At 70.3% G+C, this 5,349-nt stretch carries 7 protein-coding genes and 1 tRNA gene; 1 reads left to right on the forward strand and 7 read right to left on the reverse strand.

All coding sequences use genetic code 11. The annotated features are described in order from the left end of the window. Positions 1-280: 280 nt before the first annotated feature. The 7 genes from ACYVE9_RS14435 to ACYVE9_RS14465 form a co-directional block, all read right to left on the reverse strand. Positions 281-1,183, reverse strand: a complete 903-nt coding sequence (locus tag ACYVE9_RS14435; RefSeq protein ID WP_461028238.1) for an RNA polymerase sigma factor SigF — start codon at positions 1,181-1,183, stop codon at positions 281-283. A 200-nt stretch (positions 1,184-1,383) separates the two neighbouring features. Further along, positions 1,384-2,169 carry an RNA polymerase sigma factor SigF gene (locus ACYVE9_RS14440; RefSeq protein ID WP_461028239.1) on the reverse strand — a complete coding sequence of 262 codons (786 nt, stop codon included), beginning with the start codon at positions 2,167-2,169 and terminating at the stop codon, positions 1,384-1,386. 179 nt (positions 2,170-2,348) lie between these two features. Further along, the gene (locus ACYVE9_RS14445) at positions 2,349-2,510 is read right to left on the reverse strand and encodes a hypothetical protein (protein ID WP_461028240.1); all 162 of its coding nucleotides are present in this window, start codon (positions 2,508-2,510) and stop codon (positions 2,349-2,351) included. Positions 2,511-2,865: 355 nt separating this feature from the next. Beyond that, positions 2,866-2,952, reverse strand: a tRNA-Ser gene (locus tag ACYVE9_RS14450). Positions 2,953-2,962: 10 nt separating this feature from the next. Continuing rightward, complete coding sequence (tadA, locus tag ACYVE9_RS14455) at positions 2,963-3,463, reverse strand: tRNA adenosine(34) deaminase TadA (protein WP_461028241.1); 501 nt, start codon at positions 3,461-3,463, stop codon at positions 2,963-2,965. Positions 3,464-3,480: 17 nt separating this feature from the next. Beyond that, the gene (locus ACYVE9_RS14460) at positions 3,481-4,020 is read right to left on the reverse strand and encodes a tRNA adenosine deaminase-associated protein (RefSeq protein ID WP_461028242.1); all 540 of its coding nucleotides are present in this window, start codon (positions 4,018-4,020) and stop codon (positions 3,481-3,483) included. 195 nt (positions 4,021-4,215) lie between these two features. Next, a complete protein-coding gene (locus ACYVE9_RS14465) occupies positions 4,216-4,398 on the reverse strand; it encodes a hypothetical protein (protein ID WP_461028243.1) in 183 nt (60 codons plus the stop codon). Between the two features lie 117 nt (positions 4,399-4,515). Here ACYVE9_RS14465 and upp point away from each other — a divergent pair, with 117 nt between their 5' ends. Beyond that, the gene (gene upp / locus ACYVE9_RS14470) at positions 4,516-5,151 is read left to right on the forward strand and encodes a uracil phosphoribosyltransferase (protein ID WP_461028244.1); all 636 of its coding nucleotides are present in this window, start codon (positions 4,516-4,518) and stop codon (positions 5,149-5,151) included. Positions 5,152-5,349 lie beyond the last annotated feature (198 nt).

Genomic DNA, 5,349 nt, shown 5'->3' on the forward strand with positions numbered 1-5,349 from the left:
CGTCGGACGCCTTGCTGCGACGCGTCGGTCGCCCTCAGGCGGCGCCCAGCGCACACGCACGTGGCGCGCCCGCGCAGTGGCGTGCCGCGCCCGCATGGGGGGCCGACGCGGCGTCAGCGGTGCCTGGTGGTGCGCTCGGTGGTGGTGAGTCGGTGCTGCGGTACGGGACGCCCTGACGTCGGGCCCTCGTGTGCAGTCTCCGTGCTCCCGCCCCGTGCGGTTCAGCCCTGTACGGCCTTGTCGTGCTCGGTCGGCCTTCCCGTGTTCAGCCTTCCTGCGCTCAGCCCTCCGTGATGAGGCCCTCGCGGAGTTGCGCGAGGGTGCGGGTCAGTAGTCGCGAGACGTGCATCTGCGAGATGCCGACCTCCTCGCCGATCTGCGACTGGGTCATGTTGCCGAAGAACCGCAGCATGATGATCTGCCGCTCCCTGGAGGGGAGTCGGGCCAGCAGCGGCTTGAGCGACTCGCGGTACTCCACGCCCTCCAGCGCGGCGTCCTCGTAGCCGAGCCGGTCGGCGAGTGAGCCCTCGCTGCCGTCCTCCTCCAGCGACGGCGAGTCCAGCGAGCTGGCCGTGTAGGCGTTGCCCACCGCCAGGCCGTCCACCACGTCCTCCTCCGACACCCCGAGGCACACGGCGAGTTCGGGGACCGTCGGCGAACGGTCGAGCTGCTGGGAGAGGTCGTCGCTGGCCTTCGTCAACGCCAGCCGCAGTTCCTGGAGTCGGCGCGGCACCCGCACCGACCAGGAGGTGTCGCGGAAGAACCGCTTGATCTCACCGACGACCGTCGGCATCGCGAACGTCGGGAACTCCACGCCGCGTTCGCAGTCGAAGCGGTCGATCGCCTTGATCAGGCCGATGGTTCCGACCTGGACGATGTCCTCCATCGGCTCGTTGCGGCTGCGGAACCGGGCCGCCGCGTAACGCACGAGGGGGAGGTTCAGCTCGATCAGGGTGTCGCGCACGTAGGCACGTTCGGCGCTGTCCTTCTCCAGTGCGGCGAGGCGCAGGAAGAGGGAGCGGGAGAGCGTGCGGGTGTCGATGGCCTCGGTGTCGGCGGCCCGCCCCACCGGAGGGGGAGGGCCGGGAACGTCAGGTGCCTCGGATGCCCCGGAAGCACTGTGCGGTGCGTCAGTGTTGATCGCTTCGGTGAGCACCTTCGAGCTGCCCAGATCTACGGACATGCCACCCCCTTGAGGTCGCGGACGGGTCGCAACGGCTGCCTTCGGGACGAGGGCAGTCCTCCACCTGAATACCGGCGGTGCAGCCACGGCAAACGCAGCTCTCGCAGAATGTCACAAGTCAGCAACACGATGTAGCGTCATGTCGATAAAATTGCACAGCTCGGAGGGGGTGCGGACCGAAGGGATGTCACCCGAACTGGTTACGCTTCGATGGGATTTGCTGCCCTCAGCCTGGCGAAGCTACGGCTGAGCAGCCGGGAGACGTGCATCTGCGAGACGCCCAGTTCCACGCTGATCTGTGACTGCGTCAGGTTGCCGTAGTAGCGCAGCAGCAGAATCCTTTGTTCACGTTCGGGGAGCTGCACGAGGAGGTGGCGTACGAGGTCTCGGTGCTCCACCCCGTCCAGTTCGGGATCCTCGTAGCCGAGCCGGTCGATGATGCCCGGCCGGCCGTCCTCGCGTTCCTGTGCGGCCTCCAGCGACGTGGCGCGGTAGGCCCGTCCGGCCTCGATGCACGCGAGCACCTCGTCCTCGCCCAGCTCCAGCCGCTCGGCGATCTCGGCGGTGGTCGGTGAGCGCCCGTGCTGGACCGTCAGGTCCTCGGTCGCCGCGCTCACCTGCGTCCACATCTCGTGCAGGCGCCGGGGAACATGCACGGTCCGCACGTTGTCGCGGAAGTAGCGCCGGATCTCGCCGATGATCGTCGGCATCGCGAAGGTGGGGAACTGCACGCCGCGGCCGGGGTCGAAGCGGTCGATGGCGTTGATGAGGCCGATGGTCCCGACCTGGACGACGTCCTCCATCGGCTCGTTGCGGCTGCGGAACCGGGCCGCCACGTAGCGGACCAACGGGATGTTGGCCTCGATGAGCGCGCTCCTGACCCGGCGGTGCTCGGGACTGCCGGGCTCCCGTTCCGCCAGTTGTTCGAACAGCGCCTGGGTCAGTGCCCTCGTTTGCGCGCTACGGCTTTCGCGGGTCTGAGTCACCGCCACCCTTCCACCACCCCTTTCACGGTCTACTCATCCGGCAAAAGCGGTCATAGCATCACAATTCATAGCCACTGTGTGCAAGCACCTTAATAGGCCCGTGTTGGTGGTGCGGGGCAAGAAGAACGGCCCCCCATGGAGAGCGGGGGGCCGTTCGGCGGAGGCTTCGAGCGGGTGAGCTAATTGACGAGCTGCGTCATGAACTCCCCGACACCCTGCGCGGCACTGGCGATGCCCTCGAACCCGACCCCGACCAGCTCGGCCGATCGCTCGGGTGAGGTGATGATCGTGTAGAACACGAAGACGATGACGATGTAGAGCGCGATCTTCTTGATGTCCACCGTCGCCGCCTCCTGTGGCTGGCCGCTGTCCCCTGTGCAGTCGCGAGAGTCTATCCGGCCGTTTCGTCGGCTTGATCGCCGCTTTACCGGCCAAAACCTCAGCAACCAGGTCGCTTTGCCGCCGAACTCACCCCGCCGACCCCGCCCGCCGGCCCCGCGGGGCCGTCTCCCGGCACCGGTGCGGACGCCGGCGCGGTCCCGAGCGAGCGTCCCCCCGGGCTGCCCCCGGCGCGCTCCCGGCGCGGGAGGGGATGACGGCGGCCGCGGGGGTGTGGCTGCGGCGGAGGCCGGGCGGGTGCACGACGAAGGGCCGGACCCCAACCGGGTCCGGCCCTTCGTTCGTCCTGCTCAAGAGCGGTAGCGGTGGGATTTGAACCCACGGTGGAGTTGCCCCCACACTCGCTTTCGAGGCGAGCTCCTTCGGCCGCTCGGACACGCTACCGGGAGAGAGCTTAGCCCACGGGTGGCCGTGTGCCGAAATCGGTTCCGAGGCGTCCCCGGAAGAAGCCGGTGAGCAGGGCGCCGCACTGCTCGGCGAGCACTCCGGAGATCACCTCGGGCCGGTGGTTGAGCCGCCGGTCGCGGACGACGTCCCACAGGGAGCCGGCCGCTCCCGCCTTGGCGTCCACCGCGCCGTAGACGACGCGGTCCACCCGGGACAGCACCGCCGCGCCGGCGCACATCGTGCACGGCTCCAGGGTGACGACGAGCGTGCAGCCCGTCAGGCGCCACTCGCCGACCGCCTCGGCGGCGCGCCGCAGCGCGACCACCTCGGCGTGCGCGGTGGGGTCACCCGACGCCTCGCGGGCGTTGCGCCCCCGGCTCAGTTCGGTGCCGTCCGGGCCGAGGACCAGTGCGCCGACGGGCACGTCCCCGGTGTCGGTGGCCCTTAGGGCCTCGTCGAGGGCGTGCCGCATCGGGGTCAGCCACGGGTCGCGCAGAGGATCGTCCATGCCTCGAGTGTCGCCCGCTACCGGACGGCCTCCAGCACATCGGTGCAGCCCAGGGCCTCGGCGATCTCGGAGAGCGCGTCGCCGGCGTCCAGCGACAGCACCTCCTTCTCCAGCATGCCGAGGTCGGACAGCAGGTCGGCGTCGCCCACCGGGCCGTCCGGGAGCACGGCGGCGTCGGGGGCCGCGTCGTCGCCGTCGTCGGCCTGGTTGTCGGGTTCGCCGTCCTCGGTGCCGTCGAGATCGACCAGGCTGTCGAGATCCTCCGGCGCCTCGGGATCTCGGCCCAGCACTTCGTCGGTCAGCAGGATCTCCCCGTACGCGTTGCGGGCGGCTGCTGCCGCGTCCGAGACGTAGATGCGCGGATCGTCCTCACCGTCCACGCGGACGACGCCGAACCAGGCGCCCTCCTGTTCGATGCAGATCAGCACCGTGTCGTCGACAGCGGCGGCCTCGCGGGCGAGGTCCGCGAGATCCGCGAGGGTTTCCACGTCGTCGAGTTCCGTGTCGCTCGCTACCCATCCCTCTTCGGTGCGCGCGAGCAGTGCGGCGAAGTACACCGTGACTCTCCCACTGGTATCCGGTGATCAGCGAGTGCTCAAGAGGGGCGACGCCCCGCTCCTTCGGAATCGTGACAGAAACCCGGCCCGGATGGGATGTCTTCGGCCATGCGTCGGGCAGGTGTTTGCGGATCGGACGCGGGATCAGGGGGCCCGGCGGCCCGGGGCGCCCAGCCTGCGGGGCGTTACCGGCGGTCACCACCGGAACGTGCGCATCCGCATCTGCTGGCGCATTCGGGCGGCCCGCGCGCGGCGCGGCTGCACGCGCTCCCGCAACGCCTTCGCCTCGCTGAGCTCACGGAGGAAGAGCGCGCGCTTCCGCAGCCGGTCCGCGTCGGCGGAACCGTGTCTCAGGGCGCGTTCCTTCGGGTCGGACATATGGCCTCACCTCCGGCGTATGCCTTCGCTCCGGCGTATGCCTTCACTTTCCCTCCGAACCCGGGGTTCACGCCACCGCGGGAGACCTGGTCACAGGGCCTCGGATACTGTCGAACCATGCGGACCCACGTCGTCGACCACCCGCTGGTGGCGCACAAACTGACCACGCTGCGCGATGAGCGCACCGACTCACCGACCTTCCGGCGGCTCGCCGACGAGCTGGTCACCCTGCTCGCGTACGAGGCGACCCGGGACGTGCGCACGGACCAGGTGGACATCCGGACACCGGTCACCGAGACGACCGGCGTGCGGCTGTCGCACCCGCGTCCGCTGGTGGTGCCGATCCTGCGCGCCGGCCTGGGCATGCTGGACGGCATGGTGCGCCTGCTGCCGACGGCCGAGGTCGGTTTCCTCGGCATGATCCGGGACGAGCAGACGCTCCAGGCCTCGACGTACGCGACGCGCATGCCGGACGACCTGTCCGGTCGGCAGGTCTACGTGCTCGACCCGATGCTGGCGACCGGCGGCACGCTGGTCGCGGCCATTCGCGAGCTGATCGGGCGCGGCGCGGACGACGTGACGGCGATCTGCCTGCTGGCAGCGCCGGAGGGCGTCGAGCTGATGGAGCGGGAGCTGGCCGGTACGCCGGTCACGGTCGTGACGGCCGCCGTCGACGAGCGGCTCAACGAGTCCGGCTACATCGTGCCGGGCCTGGGCGACGCGGGCGACCGGATGTACGGCACCGCGGGCTGACCCGCTGACCCGCGGTAGGTCCCACGAACGAGCTTGCGGGGTGCGGACCGACCCGCTGACCGGACCGGGCTCGGGCCTTCCGGTCACGGTGGCGACGGACGGTCGTCCCCGGGCCCCCAACGCTCGGCGGACACCTCCCGCGCGAGGCGGCACCAGCGGGCCTCCCCGCCCGGCAGCGGCCAGGCCCAGGTGCGCGCG

The organism is Streptomyces sparsus, from assembly GCF_054776295.1.